14 protein-coding genes are annotated in these 15,201 nt (G+C 70.7%); 7 read left to right on the forward strand and 7 right to left on the reverse strand.

The window, feature by feature from the left end; translation table 11 throughout:
* Nucleotides 1-41 precede the first annotated feature (41 nt).
* Together OL599_RS15365 and OL599_RS15370 are read right to left on the reverse strand one after the other, a co-directional pair.
* Nucleotides 42-1,277 carry an MFS transporter gene (locus OL599_RS15365; RefSeq protein ID WP_264714686.1) on the reverse strand — a complete coding sequence of 412 codons (1,236 nt, stop codon included), beginning with the start codon at nucleotides 1,275-1,277 and terminating at the stop codon, nucleotides 42-44.
* Complete coding sequence (locus OL599_RS15370) at nucleotides 1,259-2,164, reverse strand: polysaccharide deacetylase family protein (protein ID WP_264714687.1); 906 nt, start codon at nucleotides 2,162-2,164, stop codon at nucleotides 1,259-1,261. The genes OL599_RS15365 and OL599_RS15370 overlap by 19 nt, the downstream gene beginning before the upstream one ends.
* Nucleotides 2,165-2,228: 64 nt before the next feature.
* Here OL599_RS15370 and OL599_RS15375 point away from each other — a divergent pair, with 64 nt between their 5' ends.
* Nucleotides 2,229-3,623, forward strand: coding sequence for an amidase (locus tag OL599_RS15375; RefSeq protein WP_264714688.1), 1,395 nt, complete (start codon nucleotides 2,229-2,231; stop codon nucleotides 3,621-3,623).
* Between the two features lie 19 nt (nucleotides 3,624-3,642).
* Here the strand turns inward: OL599_RS15375 and OL599_RS15380 are convergent, their stop codons facing one another.
* Entirely contained in the window at nucleotides 3,643-4,638 is a 996-nt protein-coding gene (locus OL599_RS15380) for an aldo/keto reductase (protein WP_264714689.1), read from the reverse strand.
* Between the two features lie 199 nt (nucleotides 4,639-4,837).
* Here OL599_RS15380 and OL599_RS15385 point away from each other — a divergent pair, with 199 nt between their 5' ends.
* A complete protein-coding gene (locus OL599_RS15385) occupies nucleotides 4,838-6,019 on the forward strand; it encodes a M20 family metallopeptidase (protein WP_264714690.1) in 1,182 nt (393 codons plus the stop codon).
* Nucleotides 6,020-6,044: 25 nt separating this feature from the next.
* On the opposite strand, the gene pdxR is transcribed toward OL599_RS15385, so the two are convergent.
* Nucleotides 6,045-7,472: a MocR-like pyridoxine biosynthesis transcription factor PdxR gene (pdxR, locus tag OL599_RS15390; protein ID WP_264714691.1), complete on the reverse strand. Its 1,428-nt coding sequence runs from the start codon at nucleotides 7,470-7,472 to the stop codon at nucleotides 6,045-6,047.
* A 72-nt stretch (nucleotides 7,473-7,544) separates the two neighbouring features.
* Here pdxR and OL599_RS15395 point away from each other — a divergent pair, with 72 nt between their 5' ends.
* Entirely contained in the window at nucleotides 7,545-8,150 is a 606-nt protein-coding gene (locus OL599_RS15395) for an FMN-binding negative transcriptional regulator (RefSeq protein WP_264714692.1), read from the forward strand.
* Nucleotides 8,151-8,250: 100 nt separating this feature from the next.
* Here OL599_RS15395 and rpsU read toward each other — a convergent pair whose 3' ends face one another.
* Nucleotides 8,251-8,454, reverse strand: a complete 204-nt coding sequence (gene rpsU, locus OL599_RS15400; RefSeq protein ID WP_084440514.1) for a 30S ribosomal protein S21 — start codon at nucleotides 8,452-8,454, stop codon at nucleotides 8,251-8,253.
* A gap of 184 nt (nucleotides 8,455-8,638) precedes the next feature.
* Here rpsU and def point away from each other — a divergent pair, with 184 nt between their 5' ends.
* From def to OL599_RS15415, 3 genes are read left to right on the forward strand one after another with little or no spacing between them, the layout of a single operon-like run.
* Nucleotides 8,639-9,220, forward strand: coding sequence for a peptide deformylase (gene def / locus OL599_RS15405; protein WP_264714695.1), 582 nt, complete (start codon nucleotides 8,639-8,641; stop codon nucleotides 9,218-9,220).
* Entirely contained in the window at nucleotides 9,217-9,858 is a 642-nt protein-coding gene (locus OL599_RS15410) for a COQ9 family protein (RefSeq protein ID WP_264714696.1), read from the forward strand. The genes def and OL599_RS15410 overlap by 4 nt, the downstream gene beginning before the upstream one ends.
* Before the next feature lie 24 nt (nucleotides 9,859-9,882).
* Nucleotides 9,883-10,776, forward strand: coding sequence for a transglutaminase family protein (locus OL599_RS15415; protein ID WP_264714697.1), 894 nt, complete (start codon nucleotides 9,883-9,885; stop codon nucleotides 10,774-10,776).
* A 13-nt stretch (nucleotides 10,777-10,789) separates the two neighbouring features.
* Here the strand turns inward: OL599_RS15415 and OL599_RS15420 are convergent, their stop codons facing one another.
* On the reverse strand, nucleotides 10,790-11,548 hold the full coding sequence (locus OL599_RS15420; RefSeq protein WP_264714698.1) for an MOSC domain-containing protein: 759 nt from the start codon (nucleotides 11,546-11,548) through the stop codon (nucleotides 10,790-10,792).
* Between the two features lie 118 nt (nucleotides 11,549-11,666).
* Between OL599_RS15420 and clpB the strand changes: the two genes are divergently transcribed.
* The gene (clpB, locus tag OL599_RS15425) at nucleotides 11,667-14,249 is read left to right on the forward strand and encodes an ATP-dependent chaperone ClpB (protein WP_264714699.1); all 2,583 of its coding nucleotides are present in this window, start codon (nucleotides 11,667-11,669) and stop codon (nucleotides 14,247-14,249) included.
* A gap of 3 nt (nucleotides 14,250-14,252) precedes the next feature.
* Here clpB and OL599_RS15430 read toward each other — a convergent pair whose 3' ends face one another.
* Nucleotides 14,253-14,786, reverse strand: coding sequence for a GNAT family N-acetyltransferase (locus tag OL599_RS15430; protein ID WP_264714700.1), 534 nt, complete (start codon nucleotides 14,784-14,786; stop codon nucleotides 14,253-14,255).
* Between the last annotated feature and the right edge of the window lie 415 nt (nucleotides 14,787-15,201).

The raw sequence follows: 15,201 nt of genomic DNA on the forward strand, positions 1-15,201 counted from the left end.
AACCTGCCGTTGCTGGCAGGAAAGATCGGCGGCGCGTCAACTCATCTCCGCCCGCCTGCCAGCCGGGCGGCGGCCGGATGCCAGCGCAGCCTTAGCATCGCCCAGGCGCCCAGAAACGGGCCGATCGCCAGCGTGGCGAAAGCATACTGCCAGCCGACCAGGTCCACCACCGGCGGGATCAGGTGGATGGAGGCGATGGTCAGCAGGAAGCCGAAGCAGGTCTGCACCGTCACCATGGTGCCGACCAGCGAGGGCGCAGACAGTTCCATGACGCTGGCGGAGAACTGCGCGGAATCCGCCACCACCGAGACGCCCCAGACCAGGCAGAGCGGCAGCAGCAGCCAGGGGCTCGCCCCGAACAGCAGGCCGGCCGCGAGCGCGCAGAAGCCGCTGACCAGCATGGCGGCGATGGTCAGGGTGGTGCGGCCCCAGCGATCGGCGAACAGCCCGCCCAGCAGGCAGCCCAGGGCGCCGGCGCCGATCACCGCCGCCGTGGCGAGCTTGGCGGCCACGCCGGGGTCGCTGCCGAGATGGGCGCGGAAGCTCGCGTCCAGGAACACGCCGATCCAGGCCCACATGGCATACAGCTCCCACATGTGGCCGAAATAGCCGAGATTGGCGAGGCGCAGCGCCGGCACCCGCCACGCCTCCGCCGCCATCGCCGGGCGGAACGCGGTGGCCTGCAGCAGCCGCGGGCCCAGCACGAAGGCGTTGATCAGTACGGCCGCGGCCAGGGCGCAGGCCGATGCCGCCAGCACCGGCACCCGCCAGTCCAGCGTATCCGCGGCCGAGACCAGGAAGGACGAGGCGCTGCCCAGGGTCAGTGCGCCGACCAGGATGCCCACCAGCAGCCCCATGTCCGCCTTCGCCCAGGTGGAGGCGAGCTTCATCCCCACGGGATAGATGCCGGCGCTGCAGGCGCCCACCACGAGGCGCAGGACCACCGACATCCAGGACCCCGGATCGATTGCCACCATGGCGGCATTGGCCAGGGCGGCAACCGCGGCGGACAGGCTGAACAGCCGCCGCGGGTCCACCCGGTCCGGCAGGCCCAGGCTGGCGCTGACCAGCGTGCCGCCGACAAACCCCAGCGCCACGGCGCTGGCGAAGGCCGCCTGGTGCAGGCCGGTGAGGTGGTACAGCGCCTTGAGCTGCGGCCCCACCGCCGAGGCGGCGAACCACAGCGACATCGCCAGCACCTCGCACAGCGCCAGCAGGGCGATGGACCAGGCCTTCTGCCGGCCCGCAGCCGCAGCGGTCAGGCGTTGGCCTTGCACCAGCGGGCCACCTGCTCGTGCGTCGCGAACCACACCGAGCCGCGCGACTTGATGTAGCGGATCAGCCGCTCCAGCAGCACGATGCGGCTGCGGTGGCCGATCACGTGCGGGTGCATGGTCAGCAGGAACAGCCCGTGCTCGTTCCAGGCGCCGTCGAACTCGGCGCGGAAGATCTCCTCCACCGCCGAGGGCGGCGTGTACGGGCGCAGGCCGGAGAAGCGCTGCATGTTGAAATAGACCGCGTCGTCGCGGATCCATTCCGGCGGCAGCTCGACGATGCCGGTGGCGTTGCCGTCGGCCAGCAACTCGTACGGGTCGTCGTCGGCCATCAGGCTGCTGTCGTAGAGCAGGCCCATCTCCTGGATGATCTGCAGCGTGTTGGGCGAGAAGTCCCAGCTCGCCGTGCGCATGCCCACCGGCGGCCGGCCGGAAAGCCGGTCCAGCACGTCGGCGGCGCGGTAGCTGAGGTCGCGCTCGGCCATGAAGGGCAGGGCGGTGTTGCGCTCGTGGATCCAGGAATGGATGCCGATCTCGTGGCCCTCGGCGGCCACGCCGCGCACCTCGTCGGGATGCAGCAGCCCGGAGACGGCGGGATAGAAGAAGGTGGCGGGAACCTGCTCGCGCTCCAGCAGGCGGCGGATGCGCGGCACGCCCTGGCGGTTGCCGTACTGGCCCTGGCTGATGCGCATCGGGCTCTCGTCGGTGTCGCGCAGCGGGATCGTCTCATGATCGGCGTCGAACGACAGCGCCACCGCGCAGCGCGCCCCGCCCGGCCAGGATTTCGGTGCCAGGCTGCGTCCGGCGCGGGCACGCTCGACGATGCGGCGCCAGACTTCCTCGGGCCATTCCCAGGCCTCGCCTGCCGGGTGTTTGGCGCTGTCGTCCATACAGGGTTCCCTCCGTGTCGTCGGCGCCTATGCTGCACAGGTTTGCTCCAGTTCGGAAGATGCCATGTCCACCACCGATCCCGCCCTGATGTCGGCCGAGGAACTCCTCGGCCACTACGCCCGTCGCACCCTGAGCCCGATGGAGGTGCTGCAGGCGGTCACCGAGCGGGTGGCGCGGCTGAACCCCTCGCTGAACGCCTTCGCGGTGATGAACCCGGCGGCACTGGCGGCGGCGGGCGAGAGCGAGGCGCGCTGGCGGGCGGGCCGGCCGATCGGCATTCTCGACGGCGTGCCCGGCACGGTGAAGGATCTGGTGGACATGGCCGGCCTGCCGACCCGCCGTGGCAGCCGCCTGAGCGACCCCGCGCCGGTGGCCGATGACGCGCCGCTGGTGCTGGGGCTGAAGACGGCGGGTGCGGTGATCATCGGCAAGACCGCCACCACCGAGTTCGGCTGGAAGTCGCCAGGCGACTGCCCGCTGCACGGCATCACCCGCAATCCCTGGAACGTGCGGCACACCACCGGCGGCTCGTCCTCCGGCGCCGGGGCGGCGGCCGCCGCGGGGTTCGGACCGTTGCATATCGGCACCGACGGCGGCGGTTCGATCCGCATTCCCGCCGCATGGTGCGGCGTGGTCGGGCTGAAGCCCAGCTTCGGGCGGGTGCCGCAATGGCCGCTGGGCGCCTTCGCGCCGGTCGCCGTGGCCGGGCCGATGACGCGCACGGTGCGCGATGCGGCCCTGATGCTGTCGGCGATCGCCCGGCACGACCTGCGCGACCCGTTCTGCCTGCCCGACGATGCCCGGGACTGGCGGGACGGCATCGAGGAGGGCGTGGCCGAGCTGCGCGTGGCCGTGCTGCGCCGCCCCGGCTTCGACGCGCCGGTGGACTGGGAGGGGATCGCGGCGGTCGAGCAGGCGGCGCAATTCCTGATGGACGCCGGCGCCGAGGTGGAGGAAGCCGATCCCGGCCTGCCGGACATGCGGGCGATCTTCTCGCGCGTGTGGGGCGTGGCGCTGGCCCGGCTGGTGCACTCGTTCCCGGAAACGCGGCGGCACATGCTGGACCAGGGGCTGCTGGAGGTCGCCGCCGCCAATGCCGGTGCCTCCGCCGCCGACATGCTGGAATACGAGGCGCAGCGCGTCATGGCCGCCAATGCCATGGCGCGGTTCCACCAGCGCTACGACCTGGTGCTGAGCCCCTGCGTGGCCGCCCCGGCGCCGCTGGCGGACGCGCCCACGGTGAACCCGGTGGAGGCGCTGTGGACGCAATGGGCGCCCTGGACCTGTGCCTTCAACCTGACGCGCCAGCCGGCGATTTCGGTGCCCATGGGCTTCACCCAGACCGGCCTGCCGCGCTCGGTGCAGATCGCCGCGGCCCTGTATCGCGACGACCTGGTACTGCGCGCCGCGCGCACGCTGGAGGTGGCGCAGCCGTTCGCGATGCCGGATCTGCAATAAGGCGGCAGGCGGCCTCCACTCAGATGTACACCGACGCCATGCCGGCGGTGGGGTAGCGCGTGCCGGCCGCGGCGCCGAGCGGGACCGCCGCGGACACCCGCCCCACATCCTCCGGCGAGAGCAGCATCCGCAACGCGCCCAGGTTCTCGTTCAGCCGTGCCTTGTCGCGGGTGCCGGGGATCACCACGACATCCTCCCCCTGGGCGAGCAGCCAGGCCAGGGCGAGCTGCGCCGGCGTGCAGCGGTTCGCCGCGGCGATCGTCTCGGCGCGCCCGACCAGTTCGCGGTTGCGGGCGAAATTCGCCGCCTGGAACCGCGGATGCGCGGCACGCCAGCCCTGCACGTCCTCGAGGCTCTGGATCGCGCCGGTGAGGAACCCGCGGCCCAGCGGCGAATAGGCGACGAAGCCGATGCCGAGTTCGCGCGTGGTCTCCCGCGTCTCTTCGGCCTCGGTGCGATACAGCAGGGAATATTCGGTCTGCACTGCCGCGATCGGATGTTCGTTGTGCGCCCGGCGGATGGTCTCAGGCCGCGCCTCGGACAGGCCGATATGGCGCACCTTCCCCTGTTCCACCAGGCGGGCCATGGCGCCCACCGTTTCCTCGATCGGGACTGCGGGATCGACGCGGTGCTGGTAGTAGAGGTCGATCACCTCCTCGCCGAGCCGCCGCAGGCTCGCCTCGCAGGCTTTTGCCACGTAGTCGGGGCGCCCGTTCACGCCGTTCGGCTGGCCCTCGCGGCGGGTCTGGCCGAACTTGGTGGCGAGCACGACATCCTCGCGGCGCCCCTTGATGGCGCGGCCTACCAGCTGCTCGTTGTGACCCCAGCCATACATGTCCGCGGTGTCCAGGTGGGTGACGCCCTGGTCGATGGCGTGCCGGATGAGCGCCTCCGATGCCGCGTCGTCGGCGTTGCCGTAGACGCCGGAGAGCGACATGCAGCCGAGGCCGATCGCGGAAACCGACAATCCGCCCGAGCCGAGCGCACGATGCGCAAGTTTTTGCGTATCCGACATGATTGCCGCCGCCCCTCCGCATGATTGTGGATGTTGTTGATGCCGCGCCGTGCCGGCGCTGCGGCGGCACCAGATTAGCCGATCCGCGGCGCCTGGGCCGATCACATGCTGGGGCGGTCCATGCTCCGGCCTGACTGGCCATTCCCTCGGCGCGCCGGCATGATCGGCCCGTGCCGCAATCGCGCCGGAGAGAGACCCGATGAACGTCGAGACCACCGAATCCAGGATCGCGTCCTGGCTGGCCACCCAGCAGGAGGCGATGATCGGCCTGCTGCGCGACATGGTCGACATCGACAGCGGCAGCTACAACAAGCCGGGCATCGACGCCGTGGGCGCGGTGGTGGAGCGGTTCCTGACCGCACATGGCATTCCCGTGGAGCGGCTGGCACAGGCGAAGGCCGGCGACTGCCTGCGCGCCGCGGTGCCCTGGGACGGGCCGGCCGGCAATGCCGGCGGCAACATCGTGCTGATGGGCCATCGCGACACCGTGTTCCCCGATGGCGAGGCGGTGCGCCGCCCCTTCACAATCCGCGACGGCGTCGCCTATGGCCCGGGGGTCGCGGACATGAAGGCCGGGCTGGTGATGAACGCCTTCGTGCTGGCGGCGTTCGCGAAGTTCGGCGGCGCGCCGGCGCCGCTGGTCGGCCTGTTCACCGGCGACGAGGAGATCGGCAGCCCCGAAGGGCGCCCGGTGATCGAGGCGGAGGCGCGGCGCGCCCGCGTGGTGTTCAACAGCGAGCCCGGCCGCGTCTCCGGCAACGTGGTCACGGGGCGCAAGGGCGGCGTGTTCAGCGTGTTCCGCGTTACCGGCAGGGCCGCGCATTCCGGCGGCAATTTCAGCGAAGGCATCAGCGCCATCGAGGAACTGGCCCGCAAGATCCAGGCGATTCACGCGCTGACCGACCTGGAGCGGGGGATAACGCTGAATGTCGGCCTGGTCAGCGGCGGACAGAGCGTCAACACCGTGGCCCCCTGGGCCGAAGGGCAGATCGACCTGCGCTATGTGAAGCCCGAGGACCGGGACGACATCATGGCCCGGATCGAGACCATCATTGGCCATAGCTATGTCCCCGGCACCAAGGCCGAGCTGACCATCCGCGGCGAGTTCCTGCCGCTGACGCAGAGTGCGGCGGCGAAGAAGCTGTTCGAGCTGTATGTGGACGCGGCCGCCGCCAGCGGCTTCACGACGGCTGGCGAGTTCACCGGCGGCTGCGCCGACAGCGGCTTCACCGCCGGCGTGGGTGCGCCCACGATCTGCGCGGTGGGGCCGGTGGGCGGCAAGGCGCACAGTCCGGACGAGTTCCTGCGCATCGACAGCCTGGTGCCGCGGGCCCAGGCCTGCGCGCGGGCGATCCTGCGGCTGGAACGGGCGGGGCTTTGAGCCGGACGAAAACGGCTGGGAATTCCTACGTTGCCCGGATCGCCGCGGCCAGCCGCCGCGCCGCGTCGGCGGCCAGCGCCGTGGGGGTGGTGGCGAAACCGATCACCAGGCCTTTCATGCGGGGCGTGCCGTTGAAATAGGCACCGAGCGGCGAGACGGCGAGGCCGCGGGCGCGGGCGGCGTGCAGCACGGCGGTCTCGTCCGCGTCGTCGGCGAGGTGGACGACCAGATGCAGGCCGCCGGGGGCGGCGACCGGGGTGACGGCGGGGCAGTGCTTGCGCAGCGCCGCCAGCAGCACGTCGCGGCGATGGGCATATTCGGTGCGCATGCGACGGATATGCGGGGCGAGCCGGCCCTGGCGCATGAACTCGGCCATCACCGCCTGGTGCAGCGTGCCGGGGCCGCGGTCCATCAAAGTGCGGGCGCGCACGAAGGCGGGCGTGAGCGGGGCCGGGACCACCGCGAAGCCCAGCCGCAGCGCCGGCGCCAGCGTCTTGCTGAAGGTGCCGCAGTAGATCACGCGGCCGGCGCGGTCGAGGGTCGCCAGCGGCGGCAGCGGCTTGCCTTCCCAACGGAATTCGGAATCGCAATCGTCCTCCAGCAGCCAGGCATCGGCGCGGGCCGCCCAGTCCAGCAAAGCGAGCCGGCGCCCGATCGCCAGCGCGCCGCCGAGCGGGGTGGCGTGCGAGGGCGCGACCAGGGCAAGCCGCGCCGTGGGTGCGAGACGGATGCCGGCGGCGACGTCCAGGCCTTCGGCGTCGCTGGGGATCGGGACGATGGCCGCGCCGGCCGCCAGCAGTGCGCCGCGGCCGGCGATGTAGCCGGGATCCTCGACCCAGGCGGGGTCGCCGGCATCCAGCAGCAGGTCGGCGGCGATGCGCAGCGCCTGCTGCGTGCCGGCGGTGACGACGATGTGGTCGGGATCGGCAAGCAGGCCGCGGCTGGCGGCGAGATGGGCGGCGATTTCGGCGCGCAGCGCCGGCAGGCCCTGCGGATCGGGATAGCCGGCCTGCTCCGGCGTCAGCGCCCGTAATACCCGGGTGGTGCAGCTGGCCCAGGCGGCGGCGGGGAACAGCTCGGTCGCCGGCACGCCGGGGGCGAGCAGGCCGGAGCCGCCGGCGACGGGGCCGGCGGCGGAGGCGGGCGTGGCAGCCAGCGCGGTGCCGCGGCGCGACAGCGGGGCGGTGGCCGATGCCGGGGGTGCGGCCGGCGGCGGGGCGGCGTCCGGCAGGTCGGCCGCCACGAAGGTGCCGCTGCCGATGCGGGCGCGGACATAGCCCTCGGCGGCCAGGCGCTCATAGGCCAGCACCACGGTCTGGCGGGCGACGCCCAGCTCCTCGGCAAGGTGGCGTGTGGGCGGCAGCCGGGCGCCGGCCGGAAGGGTGCCGGCCAGGATGCCCTGGCGGAGCTGGTCGAACACGGCCTGCTGGCGGGATTGGTCTGGTAAGAACATTGGAATTTGGCATTTATTGGCAGACCAATGCTATTGTATTTTTTAAGCGACGCAAGAGAGAAAGGCCGTCTGATGTATCTCCGCCCCGCCTTTATCGAGACCGATCCCGACCGCATCGCCGCGCTGATCGCCGCCAATCCGTTCGGCGTGCTGGTTACGCACGGGCCGGGGGGCATGGATGCCTCGCATATCCCGTTCGTGGTGGAGCGGGAGGGTGAGTCGCTGGTGCTGGGGGCGCATCTGGCGGCGGCGAACGCGCAATGCGCCGCCCTGGATGGCGGGACGGCGCTGGCGATCTTTTCGGGGCCGCACGCCTATATCTCGCCGGGCTGGTATCGTACCCAGCCGGCGGTGCCGACCTGGGACTATGTGGCCGTGCATGTCCATGGGCGGCTGGAGGCGGTGGATGACGCGGCGGGGACGGCCGCGATCCTGCGCGCGCTCGGGGTCGACGACCCCGAGCGGTTCGACCTCGATGCGCTGGAGGAGAAGTATCGCGCCGCCATGTTCAAGGGCATCCGCGCTTTCCGCCTGCGGGCGGAGCGGATCGAGGCGCAGTGGAAGATGAGCCAGAATCGCAGCGCGGCCGATCGGCAGGGCGTGATCGCGGCGCTGCGCGCCCAGGGCAATCAGGCCGTCGCGGACCTCATCGAGGCCACGCTGCCGCCCGTTTCCTGATCCTGTTTGCGGATTTGGTACATGCCGGCCGCGGCTTGCGGGCGTAGCGCCCGCGCCGCGGTGAACGGTCTGTCCCGGGCGGCCGGGATAGCCAGGATCCTTAGAAGCCTTCGCGCTCCAGCCGCTTGCGCTCCATCTTGCGGGCGCGGCGGACAGCCTCGGCAGCCTCGCGGGCGCGGCGCTCGGACGGCTTTTCGTAGTGGCGACGGAGCTTCATCTCGCGGAAGATGCCTTCGCGCTGCATCTTCTTCTTGAGCGCCTTCAGCGCTTGGTCGACGTTGTTGTCGCGTACCAGAACCTGCACTTGGCCGCCTACTCCTCTCGGTGAGGTCATCCCGCCTGTCGGGACGACAAAAAGGGTTCCCGGACGGCTGCCCGCCCCGGAAGGCGCGCGCTATAACACGGTCCCTTCGCCTCGCCAAAGTCTTTTCGGACCACCTGTATGGGCCCCCCATATAACATGTCCGGATGCAGTTCCTGGAGACGTCATGGCCATCCTGAAGATCGCCCGAATGGGCCACCCCGTGCTGCTGCAGCGTGCCGAGCCGGTGGCCGATCCCACCGCGCCGGAGATCCGCCGCCTGGTCGCGGACATGATCGAGACCATGGACGACGCGAACGGCGCCGGGCTGGCCGCGCCGCAGGTGCACGTGCCGCTGCGCCTGTTCGTGTTCCGGGTGAACGTCGATCGCGCGTCCGGCGACCCGGACGACGTGGCAATGCCGAACACGGTGGTGATCAACCCGAGCATCGAGATGATCGGCGAGGACGCGCGGCTGCGCTGGGAAGGCTGCCTGTCCATCCCGGGCCTGCGCGCGGCCGTGCCCCGCGCCTGGCGCATTCGCTATGCCGGCGTGGACACCGACGGCAGGCCGGTCGGGCGCGAGGTGACCGGGTTCCATGCCGGGGTGGTGCAGCATGAATACGACCATCTGGACGGCATCCTGTACCCGATGCGCATGAGCGATTTCTCGCTGTTCGGATTTGCCGAGGAGTTGGCGCGCGCGGCGGAGCAGCGGGCGGCGGCGCAGCAGGCGGCCCAGGCGGCCGTCCTGGCGGCGGCAACATGATCGCCCCCCCGGAACGCAGCGCCGAACGCGATGCGGCGGTGGACGCGCTGCTGGCGCGCGTGCCGGCGCAGGGCTGGACCATGGCGACCTTGCGTGCCGCCCTGGGCGATATCGGCATGGACCCGCTGGACGCCGAGTTGCTGTTCCCCGGGGGCGTTGCCGATGCCATCGAGGCGTTCGTGGACCTCACGGACCGGCGGATGGAGCAGGATGCGGCGGCCGCGGACCTGTCCGGGTTGCGTGTGCCGGGCCGCGTGCGCGCGATCGTCGTGCTGCGGCTGCAGCGGCTGCGGCCGCATCGCGAGGCGGTGCGGCGGGCGCTGGCGGTGCTGGCGCTGCCGCATCACGCCTTGCTCGCGGCCCGCTGCACGGCGCGGACGGTGGACACGATCTGGCATGCCGCTGGCGACCGTTCCGCGGATTTCAGCTGGTATACGAAGCGGGCGATTCTGACCGGCGTCTACGGCAGCACGCTGCTGGTGTGGCTGCGCGACGACAGCGAGGACGATGCGGCGACGCTGGCCTTCCTCGACCGGCGCCTGGCCGATGTCGGACGGATCGGCACGGTGCGCAAGCGGCTGGAAGGGGCGCTGGACCGGTTGCGCCACCCCTGCGGCCGTGGCTCGGAGGCGGCGTAGCGCGCCATGCCGCGCGTTCGTGTCGTGCACGCGACCGAATATCGCTATGCGCAGCCGGTGCGCTTCACCACGCACCGGCTGATGCTGCGCCCGCGCGACAGCCACGACCTGCGCCTGCTGGACGCGACGCTCGGCGTGACGCCGCCGGATGCCGCGGTGCGCTGGGCGCATGACGTGTTCGGCAACTCGGTCTGCTATCTGGACTGGGGCGACGCCCGGGGCGACCGGCTGCGCATCGTCTCCGAATTGGACCTTGAGCACTTCCCCGCCATCGCCGCGCTGCCGCGCGAGGCCATCGACCCGGTCGCCGAGAGCTATCCGTTCAGCTATGCCGCCGAGGAGTTCCCCGATCTCTCGCGCCTGCTGGAGCGTCATCATGCCGATCCCGACCGGCTGGTGGATCGCTGGGCGCGGCGGTTCGTGCGCCATGGCGAGACGACGCGCACCATGGACCTGCTGAGCGCGATGACGCAGGCAATCAAGGACGAGTTCCGTTATCAGGCGCGCGACGCGGAGGGAACCAACCCGCCGGTTCGCACCCTGGAACTGGGCAGCGGGGCCTGCCGCGACTTCGCCTTGCTGATGATGGAGGCGGTGCGCTCGCTGGGTTTCGCCGCGCGGTTCGTCAGCGGCTATCTGTATGACGAGGCGCTGGTGGACAGTGCCGCGCCGATGGTGGGCGGCGGCTATACCCATGCCTGGTGCGCCGTCTATCTGCCCGGCGCGGGGTGGGTGGAGTTCGACCCCACCAACGGGTTGGTCGCCGGGCGCAACCTGATCCGGGTCTGCGCCGCGCGCACGCCGGAGCAGGCGGTGCCGGTCGCCGGCGGGTTCATCGGGCGGCCGGGCGATTTCCTGGGGCTGGAGGTGAACGTCGCGGTCACGGTCGGCCGGCCGGCCGCGATCGGTGCTCGCTGAGCGGCGGTCCGCCTTAAGCCGGCAGCAGCTCGATCGAGTCGCCCAGGGCCATCCGGCCACCCTCGACCACCTCGGCGAGCACGCCCAGGTCGGCGTGCCCGAACGTCGCCTTCAGTTCGGCGATCGGGTTGGCGTCGCGCAGGCCGGTGTCCGGATTCACTTCGGTGGCCGGGCAGCGGGTGATGCGCTTGAGCACGCGCAGCCGGGCGCTGCCGATGATCAGCTCCTGCCCGACCCAGCCGAACTCGCTCCAGGCAGGGGCGCCGGAGAAATAGATGTTGGCGCGGAAGCGGCGGCGGTGGCGGCGGACACCGACATGCTGCTCGAGGTCGGCGATGCTGGCCTGGTTGATGAGGCTGATCACGGGCGTGCGCTGGTCGCCGAAGACATGGCCGGGCACATGATGGAAGCGTGGCGCGCCGCGGGCCTCGGCGCCGAGATAGGCCGTGAGCCAGGCGCCGATGCGGGCGCGGCCGGGCTCGTCGAGGGCGATCTCCTCGATGCGGCTGCCATCGGGTGCGGTGATGGTCAACTTGCCGTGGCGGGCATCGAAGCTGGCCTTCAGCCGCGCGATCGTGGCGTTCTGGCGCAGGCACATGAAATTGGTCTTGGGCAGCCATTTCGGCTCGGCCGGGTCGAACGGCGCGTCGCCCTGGGCGAGTGCGAAGGCGCGGTCCCAGGGCAGGGCGCAGCCGGGTTCGACGGCGACCTCCTCGAGCGCTTCCGCAGTCAGACCTTTGACGGGGTAGCGGTAGATGCGATCGATGCGCATTGCGTCCGAACCTCTTGAGTTGATCTGGATCATTCCCCATGTCTGCGTCCGAGCATAGCGTCTCCGTCGCCTGCTAAGGGGCGGGGACGCCTGGGTCGCCTGAACAGGGACATTGAAGATGGACATCGAGAAATTCACCGACCGTGCGCGCGGCTTCATCCAGGCCGCGCAGACCATCGCCATCCGCGAATTCCACCAGCAGCTGACGCCGGAGCACCTGCTCAAGGCGCTGCTGGACGATGACGAGGGGGCCGCGGCCGGGCTGATCCGCGCCGCCGGGGGCGACGACAAGGCGGCCCGCGCCGCCGTCGAGGCCGAGCTGGCCAAGCAGCCGAAGGTGCACGGCAGCGGCGCCGGCCAGCCGCAGATCACGCCGGCGCTGGTGCGCATCCTGGACGGGGCGCAGCGCGCGGCGCAGAAGGCGGGCGACGAGTATGTGGCGCAGGACCGGCTGCTGGTCGCGCTGGCCAACGGCGAAGGCGGGGCGGCCAAGGCGCTGCGCAGCGCCGGCGCCACGCCGCAGGCGCTGGAGAAGGCGGTGGCCGATATCCGCAAAGGCCGCAAGGTGGACAGCCAGAACGCCGAGGCCAGCTTCGACGCGCTGAAGAAATACGCCCGCGACGTGACCGCGCTGGCGCGCGAAGGCAAGCTCGACCCGGTGATCGGCCGCGACGAGGAGATCCGCCGCACCATCCAGGTGTTGGCCCGCCGCACCAAGAACAACCCGGTGCTGATCGGCGAGCCCGGCGTGGGCAAGACCGCCATCGTCGAAGGCCTGGCGATCCGCATCGTCAACGGCGACGTGCCCGAGGCGCTGAAGGGCAAGCGGCTGCTGGCGCTGGACCTGGGCGCCATGGTGGCCGGTTCGAAGTTCCGCGGCGAGTTCGAGGAACGGCTGAAGGCGGTGCTGAAGGAGATCGAGGGCGCGAACGGCGAGATCATCCTGTTCATCGACGAGATGCACACGCTGGTCGGCGCCGGCAAGGCGGACGGCGCCATGGACGCGTCCAACCTGATCAAGCCGGAGCTGGCGCGCGGCGCGCTGCATTGCGTGGGTGCGACGACGCTCGACGAGTACCGCAAGCACGTGGAGAAGGACGCGGCGCTGGCGCGGCGGTTCCAGCCGGTGTTCGTGGGCGAGCCGAGCGTGGAGGACACGATCAGCATCCTGCGCGGCATCAAGGAGAAATACGAGCTGCACCACGGCGTGCGCATCACCGACGGCGCGCTGGTGGCGGCGGCAACGCTGTCCAACCGCTACATCACCGACCGGTTCCTGCCGGACAAGGCGATCGACCTGATGGACGAGGCGTCCAGCCGGTTGCGCATGCAGGTGGACAGCAAGCCCGAGGAGCTGGACGAGCTCGACCGCCGGGTGATGCAGCTCAAGATCGAGCGCGAGGCGCTGAAGCGCGAGGAGGATTCAGCGTCGCGCGACCGGCTGCAGAAGCTGGAGCACGAGCTGGCCGGGCTGGAAGAGAAGTCCGACGCGATGACCGCGGCCTGGAAGGCGGAGAAGGAGAAGCTGCTGGACGCGCAGAAGCTGAAGGAACAGCTGGACCAGGCGCGCAGCGAGGAAGAGGTGGCGCAGCGCCGGGGCGACCTGACGCGGGCCTCCGAGTTGCGCTACTCCGTGATCCCGGACCTGGAGAAGAAGCTGGCGGCCGACCAGGATGGCGGGCGGCTGGTGAACGAGGCGGTGACCGAGGAAGGCATCGCGAGCGTGGTGTCGCGCTGGACCGGCGTGCCGGTGGAGCGGATGCTGGAGGGCGAGCGGTCCAAGCTGCTGCGCATGGAGGACGGTCTGCGCCGCCGTGTGGTGGGGCAGGAGGATGCGCTGAAGGCGGTGTCCGACGCCGTGCGCCGGGCGCGCGCGGGCCTGCAGGACCCGAACCGGCCGATCGGCAGCTTCCTGTTCCTGGGCCCGACCGGCGTGGGCAAGACCGAGCTGACCAAGGCTCTGGCCGCGTTCCTGTTCGACGATGAACGGGCGATGGTGCGCATCGACATGAGCGAGTTCATGGAGAAGCACAGTGTCTCTCGCCTGATCGGCGCGCCGCCGGGCTATGTCGGCTACGATGAGGGCGGAGTGCTGACCGAGGCGGTGCGCCGGCGGCCGTACCAGGTGATCCTGTTCGACGAGGTGGAGAAGGCGCACGAGGACGTCTTCAACGTGCTGCTGCAGGTGCTGGATGACGGGCGCCTGACCGACGGGCAGGGGCGGACGGTGGATTTCAAGAACACCATCATCGTGCTGACCAGCAACCTGGGCAGCGACATCCTGGCGGCGCAGCCGGACGGCGCCGACCTGGCGCTGGCCTACAAGGACGTGATGCAGGTGGTGCGCGGCCATTTCCGGCCGGAGTTCCTCAACCGGCTGGACGAGATCGTGCTGTTCCGTCGGTTGCAGCGTGCCGACATGGCGGCGATCGTCGATATCCAGCTGGAGCGGCTGCGCAACCTGCTGGCCGACCGCAAGATCGCGCTGGAGCTCGACCGCAGCGCCATGGAGTGGCTGGCGGGCGAGGGCTACGACCCGGTCTACGGGGCGCGACCGCTGAAGCGGGTGATCCAGCGCAGCCTGCAGAACCCGCTGGCCGGGCTGATCCTGGAAGGCGCCGTGCACGAGGGCGAGACCGTGCAGGTATCGGCGGGCCCGGATGGCCTGGTGATCAACGGGCGGATGGCCGAGGCCGCCTGAGGTTCAGCGTCCCGGGGGTGGCGGTTCCGCTGCCCCCGGGCCGAGCGGCCTGACCATCAGGACGGAATCGAGCCAGCGGCCGTGCTTCCAGCCGACATTGGGGAGCACGCCGGCGTGCCGGAAGCCGCAGGCCGCGTGCAGGCCGATGCTGGGCGCGTTGTCGGAATCCCCGATCACCGCGACCATCAGCCGCAAGCCCGCGACTTCGCAGCGCTCGATCAGGGCGTTCAGCAGCTTGCGGCCGACGCCGGCGCGCTGCCCGCGAGCGGCGACATAGACCGAGTTCTCGACGGTGAAACGATAGGCCGGCCGCGCGCGGTAGGGGCCGGCATAGGCGTAGCCAAGCAATCCCGTGGCGTCCTCGGCCACCAGATGCGGGTAGCCGCCGGCGCGCACGCCATCGCGCCGGCGCGCGATCTCGGCGTCGTCGGGTGGGTCGAGTTCGAAGCTGGCCGTGCCGGTGCGGACGGCGTGGGCATAGATCTCGGCGATGGCGGGAATGTCGGCAGGGAGACTGTCGCGGATGATGAGGTTCATCACCGCAGCTTCGAGGCGCGGCCGAATGGCGGCAAGACGGATGATGCCAGGGAGAGGTCCGAACCGCGCAAGCCATGCGAATTGTGCATAGCGAGACTGTTTTGGGGCGCTTTGTGGCGAGAAGCCGGGGTCGTTACCGGGATGCCCTAGTGAAAGCCGCGGAAATCGGCGGTTTTCAGGTTTTGCGGCCGGTCGGCATCACGGCACTGTCACGTCGTTGACACCTGGGGGGTCCCCGAGTAGAAACCGGCTCCCGACGCCGACGGCTACGGCGACGGACCCGGAAACGGGATGTTCTTTCACAATAGAATCTGGAATTGGAAGGGATACGTTGGCGGCGCCCTGAGGTTGATCCTATGAGGATTGATGGTTTGGGCATTTGGTTAGGTTGGGTTTGATGGCCTGGCTTGGCTTG

This window comes from Limobrevibacterium gyesilva (assembly GCF_025989185.1).
GTDB classification, from domain to species: Bacteria; Pseudomonadota; Alphaproteobacteria; order Acetobacterales; family Acetobacteraceae; genus Limobrevibacterium; species Limobrevibacterium gyesilva.

What these genes read in the sequence shown, in the direction of transcription:
- OL599_RS15430 (WP_264714700.1), bottom strand. Translation starts at nt 14,786, where the DNA reads ATGAACCTCATCATCCGCGACAGTCTCCCTGCCGACATTCCCGCCATC.
- OL599_RS15420 (WP_264714698.1), bottom strand. Translation starts at nt 11,548, where the DNA reads ATGCGCATCGATCGCATCTACCGCTACCCCGTCAAAGGTCTGACTGCG.
- OL599_RS15385 (WP_264714690.1), top strand. Translation starts at nt 4,838, where the DNA reads ATGAACGTCGAGACCACCGAATCCAGGATCGCGTCCTGGCTGGCCACC.
- OL599_RS15410 (WP_264714696.1), top strand. Translation starts at nt 9,217, where the DNA reads ATGATCGCCCCCCCGGAACGCAGCGCCGAACGCGATGCGGCGGTGGAC.
- def (WP_264714695.1), top strand. Translation starts at nt 8,639, where the DNA reads ATGGCCATCCTGAAGATCGCCCGAATGGGCCACCCCGTGCTGCTGCAG.
- pdxR (WP_264714691.1), bottom strand. Translation starts at nt 7,472, where the DNA reads ATGTTCTTACCAGACCAATCCCGCCAGCAGGCCGTGTTCGACCAGCTC.
- OL599_RS15370 (WP_264714687.1), bottom strand. Translation starts at nt 2,164, where the DNA reads ATGGACGACAGCGCCAAACACCCGGCAGGCGAGGCCTGGGAATGGCCC.
- clpB (WP_264714699.1), top strand. Translation starts at nt 11,667, where the DNA reads ATGGACATCGAGAAATTCACCGACCGTGCGCGCGGCTTCATCCAGGCC.
- OL599_RS15375 (WP_264714688.1), top strand. Translation starts at nt 2,229, where the DNA reads ATGTCCACCACCGATCCCGCCCTGATGTCGGCCGAGGAACTCCTCGGC.
- OL599_RS15380 (WP_264714689.1), bottom strand. Translation starts at nt 4,638, where the DNA reads ATGTCGGATACGCAAAAACTTGCGCATCGTGCGCTCGGCTCGGGCGGA.
- OL599_RS15395 (WP_264714692.1), top strand. Translation starts at nt 7,545, where the DNA reads ATGTATCTCCGCCCCGCCTTTATCGAGACCGATCCCGACCGCATCGCC.